15 protein-coding genes and 1 pseudogene are annotated in these 16,481 nt (G+C 45.5%); 8 read left to right on the forward strand and 8 right to left on the reverse strand.

Annotated features, from left to right (window positions below):
• Window positions 1–54 precede the first annotated feature (54 nt).
• Complete coding sequence (locus WH43_RS20735) at window positions 55–372, reverse strand: DUF3299 domain-containing protein (protein ID WP_286049768.1); 318 nt, start codon at window positions 370–372, stop codon at window positions 55–57.
• Window positions 372–611, reverse strand: coding sequence for a hypothetical protein (locus WH43_RS20740; protein WP_286049769.1), 240 nt, complete (start codon window positions 609–611; stop codon window positions 372–374). The genes WH43_RS20735 and WH43_RS20740 overlap by 1 nt, the downstream gene beginning before the upstream one ends.
• 67 nt (window positions 612–678) lie before the next feature.
• Here WH43_RS20740 and WH43_RS14195 point away from each other — a divergent pair.
• The 4 genes and pseudogenes from WH43_RS14195 to WH43_RS14205 all read left to right on the forward strand — a co-directional run.
• A pseudogene (locus WH43_RS14195) lies at window positions 679–1,148 on the forward strand (ATP-binding cassette domain-containing protein); the annotation flags it as partial.
• Entirely contained in the window at window positions 1,146–1,373 is a 228-nt protein-coding gene (locus WH43_RS21110) for an AAA family ATPase (RefSeq protein WP_353504805.1), read from the forward strand. The pseudogene WH43_RS14195 and the gene WH43_RS21110, both read left to right, overlap by 3 nt.
• Window positions 1,367–2,626, forward strand: coding sequence for an ABC transporter permease (locus tag WH43_RS14200; RefSeq protein WP_053425260.1), 1,260 nt, complete (start codon window positions 1,367–1,369; stop codon window positions 2,624–2,626). The genes WH43_RS21110 and WH43_RS14200 overlap by 7 nt, the downstream gene beginning before the upstream one ends.
• Window positions 2,627–2,784: 158 nt before the next feature.
• Window positions 2,785–4,440, forward strand: coding sequence for a diguanylate cyclase (locus WH43_RS14205; RefSeq protein WP_053425261.1), 1,656 nt, complete (start codon window positions 2,785–2,787; stop codon window positions 4,438–4,440).
• A 43-nt stretch (window positions 4,441–4,483) separates the two neighbouring features.
• Here the strand turns inward: WH43_RS14205 and WH43_RS14210 are convergent, their stop codons facing one another.
• Window positions 4,484–8,338: a PAS domain S-box protein gene (locus WH43_RS14210; protein ID WP_053425262.1), complete on the reverse strand. Its 3,855-nt coding sequence runs from the start codon at window positions 8,336–8,338 to the stop codon at window positions 4,484–4,486.
• Between the two features lie 253 nt (window positions 8,339–8,591).
• Here WH43_RS14210 and WH43_RS14215 point away from each other — a divergent pair, with 253 nt between their 5' ends.
• Window positions 8,592–9,488: a carboxylesterase family protein gene (locus tag WH43_RS14215; RefSeq protein ID WP_286049771.1), complete on the forward strand. Its 897-nt coding sequence runs from the start codon at window positions 8,592–8,594 to the stop codon at window positions 9,486–9,488.
• Window positions 9,489–9,552: 64 nt separating this feature from the next.
• Here WH43_RS14215 and vapC read toward each other — a convergent pair whose 3' ends face one another.
• The 5 genes from vapC to WH43_RS14240 all read right to left on the reverse strand — a co-directional run bounded on the left by vapC (window position 9,553) and on the right by WH43_RS14240 (window position 13,028).
• A complete protein-coding gene (gene vapC, locus WH43_RS14220; RefSeq protein ID WP_502694048.1) occupies window positions 9,553–9,957 on the reverse strand; it encodes a type II toxin-antitoxin system tRNA(fMet)-specific endonuclease VapC in 405 nt (134 codons plus the stop codon).
• A gap of 2 nt (window positions 9,958–9,959) precedes the next feature.
• Complete coding sequence (vapB, locus tag WH43_RS14225) at window positions 9,960–10,196, reverse strand: type II toxin-antitoxin system VapB family antitoxin (protein WP_286049772.1); 237 nt, start codon at window positions 10,194–10,196, stop codon at window positions 9,960–9,962.
• Window positions 10,197–10,438: 242 nt separating this feature from the next.
• Complete coding sequence (locus WH43_RS14230) at window positions 10,439–10,741, reverse strand: hypothetical protein (RefSeq protein ID WP_053425264.1); 303 nt, start codon at window positions 10,739–10,741, stop codon at window positions 10,439–10,441.
• A gap of 37 nt (window positions 10,742–10,778) precedes the next feature.
• Window positions 10,779–11,600 carry an HNH endonuclease gene (locus WH43_RS14235; protein WP_152342864.1) on the reverse strand — a complete coding sequence of 274 codons (822 nt, stop codon included), beginning with the start codon at window positions 11,598–11,600 and terminating at the stop codon, window positions 10,779–10,781.
• Window positions 11,601–12,380: 780 nt separating this feature from the next.
• Entirely contained in the window at window positions 12,381–13,028 is a 648-nt protein-coding gene (locus tag WH43_RS14240) for a helix-turn-helix domain-containing protein (RefSeq protein ID WP_152342865.1), read from the reverse strand.
• A 181-nt stretch (window positions 13,029–13,209) separates the two neighbouring features.
• Between WH43_RS14240 and WH43_RS14245 the strand changes: the two genes are divergently transcribed.
• The 3 genes from WH43_RS14245 to WH43_RS14255 all read left to right on the forward strand — a co-directional run bounded on the left by WH43_RS14245 (window position 13,210) and on the right by WH43_RS14255 (window position 16,466).
• Window positions 13,210–13,434, forward strand: coding sequence for a helix-turn-helix domain-containing protein (locus WH43_RS14245; protein WP_053425266.1), 225 nt, complete (start codon window positions 13,210–13,212; stop codon window positions 13,432–13,434).
• Window positions 13,427–15,667, forward strand: coding sequence for a DNA-binding protein (locus tag WH43_RS14250; protein WP_053425267.1), 2,241 nt, complete (start codon window positions 13,427–13,429; stop codon window positions 15,665–15,667). Before WH43_RS14245 ends, WH43_RS14250 begins: the two co-directional genes overlap by 8 nt.
• A gap of 73 nt (window positions 15,668–15,740) precedes the next feature.
• Entirely contained in the window at window positions 15,741–16,466 is a 726-nt protein-coding gene (locus WH43_RS14255; protein WP_053425268.1) for an AAA family ATPase, read from the forward strand.
• Window positions 16,467–16,481 lie beyond the last annotated feature (15 nt).

Below are 16,481 nucleotides of genomic sequence, written 5' to 3' on the forward strand. Positions count from 1 at the left end.
TCACAAATCGAACCCGACCAACGACGACGCAGTGTTTAGGGGTAAGGACCAAACCTACTCGTAAGTATATTCTTCGATTTTATCAGCTTTCATTGAATAAGCTGATTTGGCTAAATCATGGCTCATCGTCTCTGTAGTCAAAGTACCACTGATCCAAAACGGTGAGTAAATCATGTCGCCTTTGATTTTTTGTTTGTTGGTGACAAAAATAATCTGGTTTGGTGGTGGTGGTGGAACGTGAATACAGGCTCCGAAATAAGGCACCAGAAAAAATGCGGTTACATTCTGATCAGCATCGTATTCCACTGGCACAATAAAACCCGGTACTTTCACTTTTTGGTTATTCAGTTCGGCTTTTACATTGGCGGACATCAATACTTCGTTCCATGCCGCTGCTGCGGGGTCCTGATTGCCAAAGGTTGATTTAAAGCACCACCGGCAGGAGCTTCACCTCCTTCGTGGCTGATTTCCGGCAATTGTTCCATCTTTTTCAAGTCTTCTTCAGGCAATAAATCTGTCCATTCCAATGCCTTATAGTCTTCCGCTTTGACTGGTAACGCAGTAAATGCGACCAAAGTCAGAATTAATGCCATGTATAACGATTTAACCATTGGAGCCTCAGCCTCTGCATATGTTATAAGGTCACAAAAGAAGCCGTATCATAACATGAGCCTTGTAATGTCAGAGCACACAGACCTGAAAATTCCGGCACTTGAACTCAAATCTTTAGTGTTCAGTTGGCCGGACCAAGCCCCTTTGTTCAACATTCCGCAACTGAAGTTAGCGCAGGGGCAGCATTTATTCATCTATGGTTCGTCCGGTTCAGGGAAAACCACCTTACTGAATTTACTCGCAGGTATTTACCCTTGCCAGCATGGCGATGTTGTCATTGCAGGCCAGTCGATGGCTGCCTTATCCGCCGCAAAAAGGGATCAATTGCGGGCGTCTTCTATAGGTGTCGTCTTTCAGCAGCTGAACTTAATACCGTATTTGACTGTGTTACAAAACGTTTGTTGGTCAGTGCCTTCGCCAAAAGAATTCCGCAGGCGCAGCAACGTGCCCGGTATTTATTGCAAAAACTAGGTTTAGACCAGCAGTTGTGGCAAGCACCTGCGAATCAGTTAAGTGTTGGCCAACAACAGCGGGTGGCGATAGCCCGTGCTTTATTAACGCAACCTGCTTTGCTGATTGCCGATGAACCTACTTCAGCTTTAGACCATAAACACAGAGACAGTTTTATGCAGTTGATGCTCAGTGAGGCTGAACTTTGTGGCACTACGGTGATTTTCGTCAGTCATGATCCAGCTTTACGCTCGTATTTTCACTTCGAGCTGGATATGGAGCAATTACATCAGGGAGTTCAGCCATGTTAATGCAGTTGGCCAGAGCCAGTTTATGGAACCGCAAAGGCACAGTACTGATGACGGTGATTTCACTGACCATCAGTATCGCTTTGTTATTAGGTATTGATCATATCCGCCACGAGGCGAAAAGCAGTTTTACCAGTACAGTGTCCGGTACGGATTTGATTGTAGGTGCCCGTTCCAGTCAGTTAAATTTATTATTGTATTCGGTATTTCGTATTGGTAACGCCACCAATAATATCAGCTGGCAAAATTATCAGACGGTCAAAACTCATCCACAAGTGGCCTGGAGTATTCCTATAGCGCTGGGCGATTCGCACCGTGGTTATAGAGTGATAGGGACCAACGAAGATTATTTTAAGTATTATCAGTATGGCGAAAAGCAGCCTTTGAAGCTGGCGCAGGGTGAAGTGTTCGCTGGAGTCTACCAGGCGGTGATTGGCTCAGTAGTAGCGCAAAAACTGGGTTATCAATTAGGCGAAAAGATCACCCTATCGCATGGTGTTGGCAGTGTCAGCTTTACTCAGCATAAAGATAAACCCTTTGAAGTGGTGGGCATTCTGGCGCCAACAGGGACTCCGGTGGATCAAAGTGTACATATTCCATTGCAGGGCATTGAAGCTATCCATTTGGGCTGGCAAAGCGGTGGTATGCCAGCACCAGGTAAAAGCATTAGTGTTGAACAAAGCCTGAGTATGGATTTAGAACCTAAAGTTATCACCGCTTATATGCTGGGTTTAAAAGCCAAAATGGCGACTTTTGCGGTACAGCGTCAGCTGAACGAATTTAAAGGGGAACCATTATCCGCCATTCTGCCTGGTGTGGCTTTAGCTGAGCTTTGGCAAATGCTCAGTATGGTGGAGAATATGCTGCTTCTGATCACAGCTTTAGTCATAGTGGCCACTTTGGTCGGGATAGTCACGACCTTACTGGCAGGATTAAAAGAACGGCAGCGTGAAATGGCAATTTTAAGAGCAGTGGGTGCACCGGCCTCTACTGTTTTTTTACTGATTGAGCTGGAGTTGCTACTGATGGCGTTGTTGTCTATCGCGGCAGCCGTGCTGGTTTTAGTGGCGGGGCTCTGGGGATTTCGTGAGTTACTGGCCAGTCAATATGGACTTTTTATCAGCATTAATCCCTGGCATGATCAGACGGTCTGGTTGCTCAGCGCTGTGCTCGGATTGACTTTGGTCTTAGGAGCTATTCCGGCCTTTTTAGCTTACCGCAGAGCATTGGCTTCAGGCTTGATGGTACGCCTTTAAGCAACCAATGGGCAAAGCCGTAATGGTCTTTGCCCAATTTCTGTTGTTTTTTTAAGCACATAGCGTGAAGTTTTTTCTGGCAAATTTGTATTTGTAGCTGGGATTTGTTTAATCCTTTGTTATAGTAGAACAGCATTTACAATCAATTATGACTGAGCATGACCGCAGATCAATCTAAATTAGAACAACAACTAGCCAAGCTTCATCAGCAATATATGGAGCGACTGCAAACCGATATTCCCGTACTCGCTGCTCAGGTGAGTTCCTTAGTAACCTTGTCGGGTCAGCCTGACTGGCGTTCAACGATTCTGCCGCTTAAGCATAAATTCCATACTTTGGCTGGCTCTGCTGGTACCTTTGGTTTACCTCAATTGGGTAAGCTGGCTAAAAATCTTGAGTTACAGCTCAAAGATTGGATGGCTGCAGATGTTGCACCTGATCTGACTGCCATCAATAACTTTATGAGTGTTTTTCAGCAGGTGCAATATGCGCATCAAAGCGGGCATCAGGTAATGAACCTTGCCTCAGCCAGGCTTGATGCGTTAAATGAACAAAAGGCTTTAATCTATGTGCTGGAAGATGATGAAGAAACCGCAAATCATCTGACTCTGACACTCGCCACTTTTGGTTATCAGGTTCAAAGTTACAGACGTCTGGTCGAACTTGATCAGGCCCTGAAAACAAAGTTACCTGATGCGCTGATCCTGGATATTTCCTTACCGGGTGAGGAACAAACCGGTTTGGAATATATCAATGCTTTTCAGCAGAGCTTGGCTGAAGCGCTGCCTGTGCTGGTGATCACCAGTCATAACAGTTTTGAGCATCACTTGCAGGCCGTTCGAATAGGGGCTCGCGGTTATTTTGTAAAACCTGTCAATACCACCGCACTTGAAGCGCGTTTACAGCGCTTGTTGGCCGTGCGTCAACGTGAAGCTTTTCGGGTTTTGATTGTCGATGATGATCAACTACTTGCTGAACATTATGCGCTGGTGCTGCAAGGTGCAGGATTACGGGCTGAGATTTTGTTAGAACCTTCGCAAATTTATGAGGGAATGAATCGCTTTCGCCCCGATGTCATATTACTGGATGTTCTGATGCCGGGCTGCTCAGGCCCTGAATTAGCACAATTAATCCGCCTACAGGATGAATGGCTAAGTGTACCTATTATTTATTTGTCCTCTGAAACAGACAGTGAGCGTCAGTTAGCGGCGCTGGTCAAAGGGGGGGACGACTTTCTGACTAAGCCTATTACAGACACTGCACTGATTGTAGCTGTGTTTGCCAGAGCACAGCGTGCCAGACAGCTGGCTGAGATGATGACTAAAGATAGCCTGACTGGCTTGTTGCAACATGCCAGAGTGAAAGAGCGATTAGATCATGAATTGCAGCGCAGTGGGCGCACAGGTGAGCCATTAAGTGTAGTGATGCTGGATATCGATCACTTCAAAAAGGTCAATGACAACTATGGCCATCTGATCGGCGATCAGGTGATCAGCAGTTTAGCCAATCTGTTAAAACAGCAACTTCGTAAGACCGACATCATAGGCCGTTACGGTGGTGAAGAGTTTTTGCTGATTTTACCCGATTGTAATCAGCAACAAGCTTTTGCTCTGGTGGAGCAGCTGCGTCAATCCTTTGCCAGTTTGCCTTTTAGTTTTGACTATTATAATTTCCACTGTACCTTCAGTGCTGGTATCAGTCAGGCCAAAGCAACAGATGACACCGATCAGTTGATAGACCAAGCTGATAAAGCCTTATACAGCTCGAAACATGCGGGCAGAAACCAAACTCAATTTTACCAACAACAGTCTTAGCAGCAGTACTGACTCAAGGCTCTGCATACGGAGCCTTGAGTGATCAAAGCCCTTGTGGTAGCAAGCTTTTTAGTTGCTCTAACAAAGTTGGTAAATCGATCCGGCTTTTAGCCAGTACCAGATCGACCTGGTGTTTTTGTTTTTGATTTAGTTCCTGAGCCGACCAAATCACTACGGGTGTGTGTGGCTGACGTAACGCTAGCTCAGGTAATAACTCCAGTCCTGAACCATCGGGCAAACCAATATCCAGAATGACTAAATCAAAACATTGACTGTTTAGCAGTTGCATAGCTGATTTGACGCTAGTGGCTTGTACAGAAGACGCGAAATCAGCCAGGTGTACAGCTAACACTTGCCCTAAATGCAGATCATCTTCGACATGAAGAATTCTGATACCCTGATTTTTCCTGGTTCTTAATAACAGATCCAGCTTTTCCAACAGAGATGAAGGGGATACAGGCTTATCCAGCCAATCCAGAGTATGGATCCCACCAAACAACTGAGTATGATTGTCTTTCGATTCTGAACTGATGATCAAAACCGGGGTGCTCAGATAGCGTTCACGATGTCGTAGTTCAGCAAACAGAGCTGAACCATGACCATCAGGTAAATTCAGATCCAAAGTCACGCCTTGATAGCTATCCAGGTCTAACGCAGCAACAGCATCAGCCAGAGTAGCCGCGTTGTGGCTTTGGTAGCCTTGAGTGTGCAACAGCTGCATGATAAATGCTGCAACCTGAGGATCATCCTCCACCACAAGTATTTTTGGTTGATTCAGGTTGGCTTGTTGCGCTTGAGGAAAGTTCAGATAAAAACAACTGCCCTTAGGGGACAGATTATAAAAACCTACCTGACCAGCCATGTGCTCGGTCAGTTCTTTCACTATCGACAGACCTAAGCCAGTACCTTCGCTTTGTCTGCTATCGGCGCCATCGGCCTGTGAAAATTTCTCAAAGATATGAGCTTTAAACTCAGTGGGTATGCCAGGTCCTTCGTCTTCTACTTCGATTCTGATCTGACCATCTTTTAACAAAGAACGTATTTTCACCACTGAACCTGCAGGCGAAAACTTGGCTGCGTTGGACAATAAATTAGCCATAATTTGCTGAAACCTCATGGCATCAGCCATCACCAAGGCTTCCTGTTGTTCCGTCAGTTGTAGCTGGACGCCGTACTTATCGGCATATGGCTGGTTACTTTGTACTGATTTTTTCAGCAGATCCGTGACCAGACACAAACTCAGATCAAAATGCATTTTGCCTGCAACCAGTTTATCTATATCCAACAGATCATTAATCAACTGACTCAGTCTGGTGCTGTTATCTTTGGCTATCTCCAGCATAGGGACCATAGCCGCAGGTACAGCTCCTAAAACTCCCCCCGTGATTAATGCCAAGGAGCCTGAAATAGACGTCAGTGGGGTACGTAGCTCATGACTTACCATAGAAACAAATTGATTTTTCATCTGTTCTATACGACGGCGTTCAGTAATGTCCTGAATAATGGACCAGATTTGTTGTTCGCCCTCGTGATTTTGAATCAATACCCCTGTTACTGACACGGGCACCAGATGACCATCCTGATGGCGAAGCTCCTGCTCCAGCGGACCGTAGCGGCCATTGTGTTGCAGTTGCACCATGGTATCCTGTGCCAGCATGGCGTAGTCACCTTCAAAAGACGCCTCAACACCAACAGGAGGGTGTTGATAACCCAACATGCAATAAAACTCAGGGTTAGCTTCGATAAAAGCACCATCAGTAAAACGGTTCAGCGCTATGGCAAGCGGTGCCATTTTGTAGAGTGAGGATAATTTTTGCTCGCTTGCAGTTAAAGCCAGCTGTGCTTCATGTTGCAGCGTCACGTCCCAGATAAAACCGTCTATGTATAACAACTCGCCTTTTTCGTCGTACACACCCTGACCTAACTCCTGCACCCAACGTAAGCTACCATCTTTGTGCCTCAGCCTGTATTCAACATTAAAGTGTTGGCGATTAGATAAAGCATGCTGCACTACGGTATTAGCATGCTGCATGTCCTCCGGGTGATTTAACTGTGCAAAGCTGATTTCCTTGCTGCGGATCAGTTGTTGCGCCTGATAACCGGTCAGCGCAAAAACCTCATCACTGATAAACAGCATGGTCCAGCATTCATCGTTACGGCATCGGTACACTACACCCGGCAAGTTATCCAACATAGAGCGATAACGCTGTTCACTCATCAGCAAGGCGTGATTTAAATGTTCCAGCTGAGTAATATCGATGGCAACGCCCAGAAAGCCGCGAATGGCGTTGTGTTCATCCCTCATTGCCGACACACTCAAACGAACTTGTTTACGATCGCCATTTTTGCAAATATAGGTCCATTGGCGGGTTTCGTTTTGACCTTGTCGGGCCTGATGCACAAAGGTGTCAAAGCCCTGGATCGGTTGACCGTACTTTTTGCTCAGTAGCTGCCCCTGAGACTTAACTTCTGACGGCTCATGAAATAAAGCGGGGCTATGCTGGCCGACCAGCTCGTCCGCGCTGTAGCCGAGCATGCGTTCTGCTCCGGTATTAAATAACCTGATGATGCCCTGAGGGTCGGTTGAGATCAAAGCGACCTCAGTGGAAGAATCGATCATAGCTTGCAGCCAGGAACGGGTTTCCAGGATCTCCGCTGCTTTCTCTACGGCTTCAGTCACGTCGGAATGAATACCAAACATCAATAAGGGCTGACCATCGGCGGTCCAGTTCATCACCTTACCTATGGCATGGATCCATACCCAGTGGCCGTTCTGATGCTTCATCCTGAATTTAGTATCGTAATAGGCGGTCGCTTTTGAGAAATGCTGCGCCAGTATGTGTTTTGATTGAATCAGATCATCCGGATGCAGCAGGCTGGCCCACAAATCGATCGAGGTGGTCGCTTGTTGCGACATCCCTAAAAGTTCAAACCAGCGTGCATTGTAGATGGTGGTACCTGTCTGTATGTTCCATTCCCAGGTGCCGAGGTTAGAGCCGTTAATAATGGCGTCCATCCGATCATGTTCTTGTTTTAATTGTATTTGTTGTTGGTGAACTTCGGTGACATTTGCTGCAATAATGATGATACTTTCTACCTTACCCTGACGATTTTTTTGAGGCACGAAGTTCACATCGAAGATTTGACCGTTGGCAGGTTTGGCCTGAAAAGTGACAGTCTCTCCTGTCAGGCAGAGTTCTAAAGAGGGTTTGGCATTGAGAAAAGCTTCTTCACCAAAAACTTCGACAATAGTTTTACCTACGGCTACTTGAGATGCTATGCCAAACCACTCTGCATACTTGTGGTTACAAAAGATATAACGAAAATGAGTGTCGATTTGTCCTAACAACACAGGTGCATGATTGATCACGGTTTCTAACGTGCGTTGTTGCTTGTAATGCTGTTCTGCTTTTTGCCGAGCTTCCAATAATTGCACCGCCTGCAACCCCAACAAGGCCAGACTTTGTTGTTGCTCTGCGGTCAGTTCTCGCACTTTGCTGTCCACTACACATAATGTGCCCAGCACAACACCATTGCTTAAGGTCAGGGGGGCACCGGCATACATCCGTATACCATCTGGTTTAGTGACATCAGGGTTGTCTGAAAAACGTGGATCCTGCGTAGCATCCGGCACATAAGTGAGTGTATTAGGCTGCAAAATACTATGGGCACAAAAGGAGATATCGCGGTGTGTTTGATGGTGATCAAAGCCGATTTTTGTTTTAAACCATTGCCTGTCTTTGTCTATCAGCGTCAGCACAGCGCAAGGAGTCTGGCATATATAACTAGCCAGTTGTACCAGCGCGTCAAAAGCTGCTTCAGGCGCAGTATCGAGGATATTCAACGCATGCAATGTCGCTAAACGTTCTGTTTCATTGGGAGGTAAAGCTGCCCGCATAACACATTCCAGACAATGACTGTGGATAGAGTGTAACTGTTAATTTAAAAGCTTTTAAAGAAAAAGCCGAAACAAAGCAGGTATTTAATGTTTTCAGGTGGATTGGGCGGACGTAAGTGAACTATCAAAAACTCTGACCAGAACTACTGTCTGAGCTGCCGATTCATTTTAGTAGTTGGTGAAAGTATGGGTGACAAAGGAGTTAAAGTCGGCGAGCATAAGATTTGAGTTATTGGATCAGACAGGAGTGATTATGTTATTCAGAATTCTATGTGTGTGTGCAGCCTTATTTATCGCAGCTGCAACCGCTTCAGAAGCGCAGCTACTCAGAGCGGATTATCAAAGCTCTGTCGACGGTTTAAAACGGCAGTATTTTATCTATTTGCCGCAAGGTTATGACCAAAAAGCAGCACAAAAATGGCCGGTTCTGCTGTTTTTGCATGGCAATGGTGAGCGGGGTAATGGCCTGGACGAGCTGGATTACACTCTAATCCACGGTCCTTTATACGAAGCCTGGATACAAAAACGCGACCTGCCTTTTATTATGATAGTGCCGCAATTGCATATGTTTGATATGGGTAAGCTGCCTTATATAGCCAACCGCAGCAAAGCGGATATTCCAAAACGCTTAGCGGATGGGGTACCGCCACGGCCTGTGATGTTTCCGTCGGATAAAGCCATAGCGCCAGCCAAGGCTGTAGCAGATATGTCGCAAGTGCCCGTGTTATTGCCAAATGGCTGGGAGAAGGCTGAACAGGACTTGCTGGCCATGCTGGCGGCGGTAGATAAAAACTACAATACGGATACCAAAAGACGTTATATCTCGGGCATCAGTTACGGTGGTTTTGGCACCTGGTATATGGCCAGCAAACACCCGGAGTTCTTCGCTGCCGCCGCCCCTGTAGTGGCTTGGGGTCATCCGGATCTGATGCCAGCTATAGCTGCAGCTAAATTACCTTTATGGGTTATTGCTGCAGGCCGGGATTCAGCGATCAATAAAGATAATATCTACCCAGGCATAGAGAAGCTGCGCCAGTTAGGCCACACCAATGTGCGCTTTAGTATGCTGGAACAAGCCGAACACGACGCCTGGCGCCAAGTGTACGAAGGCTGGGATATTTATGGCTGGCTGCTGGGGCAGGGGAAGTAGGGGGTTGAGCGTTTTGGTTACTGGGTGAAGCAGAAGGCCATCGATAGGTGGCCGAATTTTAGTATCAAGATCCAGTCAGCCAGTTTTCAGTTCTTAAACCTGCAACCCGTTCAAATTCTTTGAGATTATTAGTCACCATGACTAAACCTTCGCTTCTGGCATGAGCTGCAATATGCAAATCGTTGACGCCTATAGTCTTACCTTGTCGCTCAAGTGTTGCTCTGATGTCACCATAATGGGCAGCAGCTTTATCTCCATAAGAGAGAATTTCCAATCGCGAGACAAAATCCTCAACCTGACGACGGTTATGCTCAGGTAACGTGCTTTTTTCCACGCCATGACACAGCTCTGCAAAAGTCACTGAACTGATGCATAGAGTTCCTGCGAACTTATTAAAAGTGTCCAGCACTTCCATCGGTCGACGTTTAATTACATAAATACAAATATTGGTATCCAGCATGTATTTCAGCATTAAAACGCTTCCCGCTCTGGTTGTTCCTGAGTGGCACGTTCTGTCATAAAGTCATCTGAGACCGTCTGGGCTTGCATAAAGAATGAGTCCCAGCTGTTGCTTACCGGGGTCAGGATCCGGTCTTGCCCAACTACACGTACTATGACTTTTTTTACTGTTTCAGGAAAACGAGCTTCAACGGGTAAGCGTACAGCCTGAGTGCTGTTATTTTTAAATACAGTACCTGTTTCCATCATTCTTCCTCCATTCGTTAATAGATAAAGCATATACTTAAGTGAGTAGATACTCAAGGTATCTACCTATTTGTGGGGCGGGGGGAGGTTAAGCCGATCTGCCTAGGAGGCCTTTGTACACCGTAAATGAATGCTGTTAGCGGTTCAAGAGTCTCCAAATAAAGGTTTCAGATAGTACAAATTTATAAAGTTACACAGCTCCCGGATTGGGAGTTGGTATCATTTACCTGAACCACAGAGCGCGTTTAATCTTCCCACGAAACAAAGTGTGCATCTACTTGTTGGCCGTTTCGTTCAAGGTGCATTTCAATTTTGTTCATATCCGGCAGCATTTGGAATGGGCCAGATTGATCATACGATCTCAAAGTGCCTTTTATACTTTCTCCCAAATTATTTACTAAGGTGTATTGGTATCGAATCGTAAATGTGGAACCTATGTCAGTTTCAATACAACCGAGTGCTTTAGCTGCATTTCGAAAGTAACTGATGTCCATCATGTCAGCTGCAGAATTCATTTCTTGTTTAATTTGATTAAATAAATTTTCCATATGCTGCCCTGCGAGTTAATGTAGTTGTGAAATGTTACTACTTTGAATTTGAAAGAATTGCCTTTAATTCAGGAATTGACAGTGGAGGGATCTGCCTGTGAACAATAGAGTGGCAGTTAGCGCAAAGCGGAATTAAATCTCTAATTGGATCAATCTTGTACTCTCCGCCTTGTTCAGATATTGGCACAATATGATGAACATGGATAAATCCATTCCCGATTTTCTCGTAGACAGATTCGAAATTAAAGCCGCAAGCATTGCAAGAGTAACCATAGTGTTTCAAACACGCTTCCCTAGCCAGCCCGCTGCGTTCATATTTAGTTAACGTGATTTCTGACTGTTCACCTTCAAACAGGTTTAGCTCTGTTGAAGCGCTTTGGATGTTGTAATAACCAGATTCATAAAATGAAAAATTTCCGTCTGTCGAGCGTGATTCAACACGCCAGGCACCATACTCGCCCATCATTAATATCGATTTTGGTGGGCCGGAGTCTAACTGCCGTGTTGTGTAAGTACCCTCACCGGCATAGCTCATCATTTGTACACTTTGTTTTTGTTCGTGCAAGTAACACACAGGCCACTCGCCAATCTGCGTAGCCCATGATTCCCCTAAGACATAGAATTTTTTTGCTATTTCTAATGCTTGTAATTTCGTCGGTATTTTTATGTCAATATGGAAAGGAGGTTTGCCAAGTTCAGAGGGCGGTTTAAGGTATGCGTAATTCTTTGACTTTTTAAAAAGTGTCCAACCGCGTCTTGGCAAGAGAACGCTTAATGTCATCGGAGCGGAAAATCGGTAAACGCCTTCGCCATAGTGTTTAGGTGCTTTGCCTGAAGGTCTAATTGTAAGCCTTACCAATGGTCATTCTTTATCGCTGAAATCCAATGTTACCCTCGACTGTCTTTTTAAATCAGCCAAACAATATGCTTAGACAAACATGTTTCGGCCAAATTTACAATCATACGGCTCCTTAGAATAAGGTGCCTTAAAAATCCCTCGCACACCTAAAAGATCGGGATTCGTGCAAAACGGTGACATGTCTTGTCCTTTGCCCCTGTTTTTGTACTTGGTTTGTAGTGGTGGTAACTCAATGTCTTGCTGTGACTGAAGGCAAAGGCCAGCTTGCGGTGGCTAGGTCGTTGGGGGGATTTATTCGCGGCTTTGCCGCTCACCTCTCGTTTGGCAACGAGAGGCCGCCCTTTGGGCGTTGTTGTAACCAACCACTAAGTATGAGAAAAAGACCAAAAAAGTGGGATTGGCTGAAATTAAACGGGAATAGCTGGGAAAACTCAGTATTGGTAAGGGTTTAAACGGCGTTAAAGGAAATTAAAAAGGGCTTTAAACAAAATTAGAATCGGATCCGCCATTTCACCAGATTGATAAAAAGCTACGCTTAGAAAGCCTGCCTGCCTCACTAACTTTGATAAATACTAAAAACATTGAAAAGTCTACGAAAGCCTCGAAAATACAGCGAATTCACTTAATAAGGCGTTAGGGGTGATGGCGAATCAGATCCGATTGATGCAGATCCGATTCGGGGTAAATCGGATCACATGATCCGATTCGTTGAATGCCCTTATTTGACGGGGCTTGATAGACATATAAACGAAATAGAAAAAATCTGAATCGGATCCGACTTTAATCCCCAATATCCTTAGAAATATTCACAACCTGGCCAACGATCTCAAAGTTTGATTGCTCTTCATGTTTGATTTCGATAGGCGGATAAAGCGCATTATCACTAATAAGAACCCAGCTATTAGCTCTGATTTGTACCCGCTTCACCCATAAAGACTCTTCAAACCGGATAACAAAAATCTGACCATCTAACGGCTTCTTTCTGCTGGTATTGATCACCAAAGTATCGTTGTTGTGAATCGTTGGTTCCATGCTGTCGCCTTTGGCCCATACGATAACCAGGTCTTTTTCACCAAACCCTCTGTACTTCAACCACTTCTTTCGATAAGCCAAAAAGCGCGATGGTTCCATTCCTTCCATAGCTGTTGAACCATGCCCGGCTGACACCTGCACTGAGTAACCAGGGATCAACACGAACTCATTCATAAACTGGTTTATTTCTGAATTATCTGCTGTGTACTTCAACTGGGGTTCTTCTGTTCCATGAAAAAACGGAACCAGATACTCAACACCTGGACCGCGAACACCTTCATGTTTCCTGCTAGGCCAGTTTTCCTTCTTGGCCTTTTTATGCACGCCCTGTATGGAAGTAGGCATGCCCTGCAGCTTAGTGATCTCTTTTGGCGTCAGCCAATTGTCGTTACTCACACAAAACCTCTGAATAATAAACTGGTTTACGAAAAATATTTCTTTATAAAACAGTGGTTTGAGTGATTTCTCAACTTATTTATAAATAAACCAATTGATAAACTGGTGTTTATATATAAACTAATAATCAACTCTGTTTAACAGAACTATTAAAGATTAATAGAAATCACGGGGAATTGGAATGGAAAGAGAAGACTGGCATAGGGCAGATGTGATCGCCGGGCTGAAAAAGCGCGGTTGGTCAATGGCATCTCTGTCCAGAAAGCATGGATTGCAGAGTGGAACTCTCTATAACGCCTTGGTTGCTCCATGGCCAAAAGGTGAACGGCTTATTGCTGAGGCTATTGGTGTGAAACCAGAAGATATTTGGCCAAGTCGTTACAAAGAGGACGTTCAGCATGGCTAAGGTGTGGTACTCAGCAGTTGAGTTAGCTGGCTTGCCTGGCATGCCAAAAACAGAACGTGCTGTATTACTGCGCGGTCGTAAGCTGGACTGGACTAATCAGCCCAAAACAAAAGGCAAAGGTATTGAATTCAATATCAATTCATTGCCTGCCGAAACTATTCAGCACCTTATTGGAGCGTCAATTGAAAGCAACACAGCCATTGAAAATGTTGCTGCGCAAATCATCGCTCAAACAGTAAGAGACGAAACAAGAGAAGCTAAAAAGAAACTGCTGAAGTCTGAGGAAATTCTGTCTCAGTTAAGCAGTCTGGACGAGCAAAAACGTAACCTGGTACAAGCCAAGGTCAAAGTTATTGCGGCTAAAAACTTGTTTATAGCGCCATTCGTCAAAGAGCGTAAAGCGACTATCGGTGAAAAAGCCTTTAGCGAGAAGTACAACGCTGGCGAACTTCCTATTGAAAGCTGGATTAAAGCCTTGATCCCATCTGTGAGCCCAATGTCTATACGTCGCTGGCAGGATGCTATTGAGAATGAAGGGGCTGCAGCCTTGGCTGGCCGCTACAAGGCCAAGCAAACCAACAAAATTGAAGCTGAGCCAGAGCTTAAAGAATTTGTCACAGCGATTATTACGGCCAAACCTCACTTTGCGGATAAACCAAAAGAAGTGGCCAACCTGATCGAAGTGAAAAAGGCCGATGGCTTTGATCACTGGCCTTCAGTATCGCCTAGTTCTGTCGCTCGATTTTTGAAAAAGATTAAAGCACAACTGGTTACAGAATTAGCCTACGCAACAAATCCCCGAGTATTCAACAACTCACATCGGCCCCTATTTTCAGGCATGTACCCTTGGTTAACAGGTCCGAATCAGGTGTGGGAACTTGATTCAACACCCACAGATGTGCAGCTTAACGTCGATGGTAAAGCAAGACGTTACAGCATTATTGGTTCTATCGACGTTTACACCCGTCGTTTGATGTTAGTGCTTATGCCTACATCAAGCAGTGAAGGTATTTGTTTGTTGATGCGCAAATGCTTGCTTACCTGGGGTATTCCTGAACCAGACAGCCTTATCCGTACCGATAACGGCAGTGATTACGTCAGCAAAAAAACTGCTGGTCTATTTGAAATGCTGCAACTGAATCAAAGCAAAGCTACAGCATTCAGTGGGTGGGAAAAGCCATTTATTGAACGAGCTTTTAAAACTATCAGCCACGGCTTAATGGAAAAACTACCTGCTTATGTTGGTCATAACGTGGCGGATAAAAAGCGCCTGCAGGATATGCAAAGTTTTGCCGAAAGCATCGGTGCAGAGCGTAAGAGTCGTGATGCCAAACTATTAGAACTGTCTTTAACTCCTGCTGAGTTGCAAGAGATTTTAGACGATTACCTTACTTTTGATTATCACCACAAAGCTCATGAGGGTTTAAACGGTAAGACACCGTTTCAGGTGTATGCCGAGTCCGGTTACCGCCCACGATTACCGGAAAATCCACACAGCTTGGACTTGCTCCTGAACTTTGCAGGCAACGCCACAGTTGTGCGCGGCAGCGTGTCAGTAATGGGTATTAAGTTCACTGCACCAGAGCTAATGGAAGCTGCCTGGAATCGCAAAGAGGTTCGCGTATTTCTTGATCCTACTGATGTTGGCAGAGCGACCTTATACCCAGCCACGGATTGGGGAGCTGGCTATGTTGAAGCTGTGAATATGGATCTGGTTGGTCGTGATATTGACCCCGCTGCTTTCCGCGAAAAGCGCAAGGAGGCCATGAAAGGTCTGCGCGAATTCAAACGCACCGCAGAAAATCTACAGGAAAAGTTCGGCATAAACGAGCTTGCCGCTGTGGAGTTAGCGCAGAAGAAATTAGCTAACCAAGCCCTGACCGGATTCAACCCAACTGAAATTGATACCCATAACGCTGCGCTTAGTGCCTTAAGCCGCAGTGCTACCAGCCTGTTCGCCAGCAAAGGTGAAAGTCATTACTCAGAGCAAGAGTTAGCGGCAATTACGGCAAGGCGAGAAGAATTAGAACGCAGGCGTGAAACGCTGCAGGAACAATCCAGCAAAGTACTGCGCACTGAGCATGATCAGGCTGAATGGTTAACAAGGGAAAGCTTGCATAGAGCACTGACAGAACGAGAAGCAGATTGGTTGAAGCAATTCCGCCTCACTCATGTGATGACCAAAAAGCGTTTAGACAAAATTTTAGAAGAGGGGAAACGCGCCAACGGTTAACAAAAGGTGCGTTCCCCAAGCAATCGGCCGCGCTGTACCAGAGCAAGGCCACTTACAACACGGAGTATAACTGATGAAACATAAAACGGTAGAAGTAAAAAACGTATTACGAACTCAAGAAATGTTCGAAAACCTGCAGTCCAGAAGCATGATCACTCCTGGTATTGGGCTTATTCACGGCCCATCAGGTTTCGGTAAAACCACAACAGTTACCTACATGTTTAATGAGCTGACATTAGCCGGACACCAACCTTTATACGTGCGCTGCTATGCCACGGATACAGCCAGTAGCCTGCTTGCCCGCATCATGAACGAAATGGGTGCAGACCCAATGTTTCCGCTGCGTCGCATGGTGGATCACATCATCCGCAATATGAATGAAAAGGGCTTAGCCCTGTTTGTTGACGAAGCCGATCACATTGTTGGTCAGGCTAAAACAATGGAAACCATCCGTGACCTTTATGACAGTACTGAGCAGCCTGTAGTGCTGATCGGTATGGAAGAAATTGCCCGTCGTATTTCGCACCGCAAACAACTGTTTAACCGCATCAGTGAATGGGTTGAATTCAAGGCTGCAGACATTGAAGACGTTTACCTATTCGCTACAGAACTGTTGGATGAGCGTGTACGTGTAGGTGAGGACTTGCTTGAGTTTATCCGATCCAAATCAGCTGGTGAGGTGCGCCGCATCCTTATCGCACTTGAAAAAATTGAAAGAGCAGCACTGGCTAGCGACGAAAGCTTTATCGACCTTGCCAGTTGGGGTGATCGTCCACTGTTCCTGAGTCATCGTCGTTAAGTCGGAGCCATCCAT

Source organism: Rheinheimera sp. KL1 (assembly GCF_001275035.1).
GTDB classification, from domain to species: domain Bacteria; phylum Pseudomonadota; class Gammaproteobacteria; order Enterobacterales; family Alteromonadaceae; genus Pararheinheimera; species Pararheinheimera tangshanensis.

Excerpts from the sequence above, each read along its gene's own strand:
- WH43_RS20735 (WP_286049768.1), bottom strand. The coding sequence starts at position 372 with ATGTCCGCCAATGTAAAAGCCGAACTGAATAACCAAAAAGTGAAAGTA.
- WH43_RS20740 (WP_286049769.1), bottom strand. The coding sequence starts at position 611 with ATGGTTAAATCGTTATACATGGCATTAATTCTGACTTTGGTCGCATTT.
- WH43_RS14200 (WP_053425260.1), top strand. The coding sequence starts at position 1,367 with ATGTTAATGCAGTTGGCCAGAGCCAGTTTATGGAACCGCAAAGGCACA.
- WH43_RS14205 (WP_053425261.1), top strand. The coding sequence starts at position 2,785 with ATGACCGCAGATCAATCTAAATTAGAACAACAACTAGCCAAGCTTCAT.
- WH43_RS14210 (WP_053425262.1), bottom strand. The coding sequence starts at position 8,338 with ATGCGGGCAGCTTTACCTCCCAATGAAACAGAACGTTTAGCGACATTG.
- WH43_RS14215 (WP_286049771.1), top strand. The coding sequence starts at position 8,592 with ATGTTATTCAGAATTCTATGTGTGTGTGCAGCCTTATTTATCGCAGCT.
- vapB (WP_286049772.1), bottom strand. The coding sequence starts at position 10,196 with ATGATGGAAACAGGTACTGTATTTAAAAATAACAGCACTCAGGCTGTA.
- WH43_RS14230 (WP_053425264.1), bottom strand. The coding sequence starts at position 10,741 with ATGGAAAATTTATTTAATCAAATTAAACAAGAAATGAATTCTGCAGCT.
- WH43_RS14245 (WP_053425266.1), top strand. The coding sequence starts at position 13,210 with ATGGAAAGAGAAGACTGGCATAGGGCAGATGTGATCGCCGGGCTGAAA.
- WH43_RS14250 (WP_053425267.1), top strand. The coding sequence starts at position 13,427 with ATGGCTAAGGTGTGGTACTCAGCAGTTGAGTTAGCTGGCTTGCCTGGC.
- WH43_RS14255 (WP_053425268.1), top strand. The coding sequence starts at position 15,741 with ATGAAACATAAAACGGTAGAAGTAAAAAACGTATTACGAACTCAAGAA.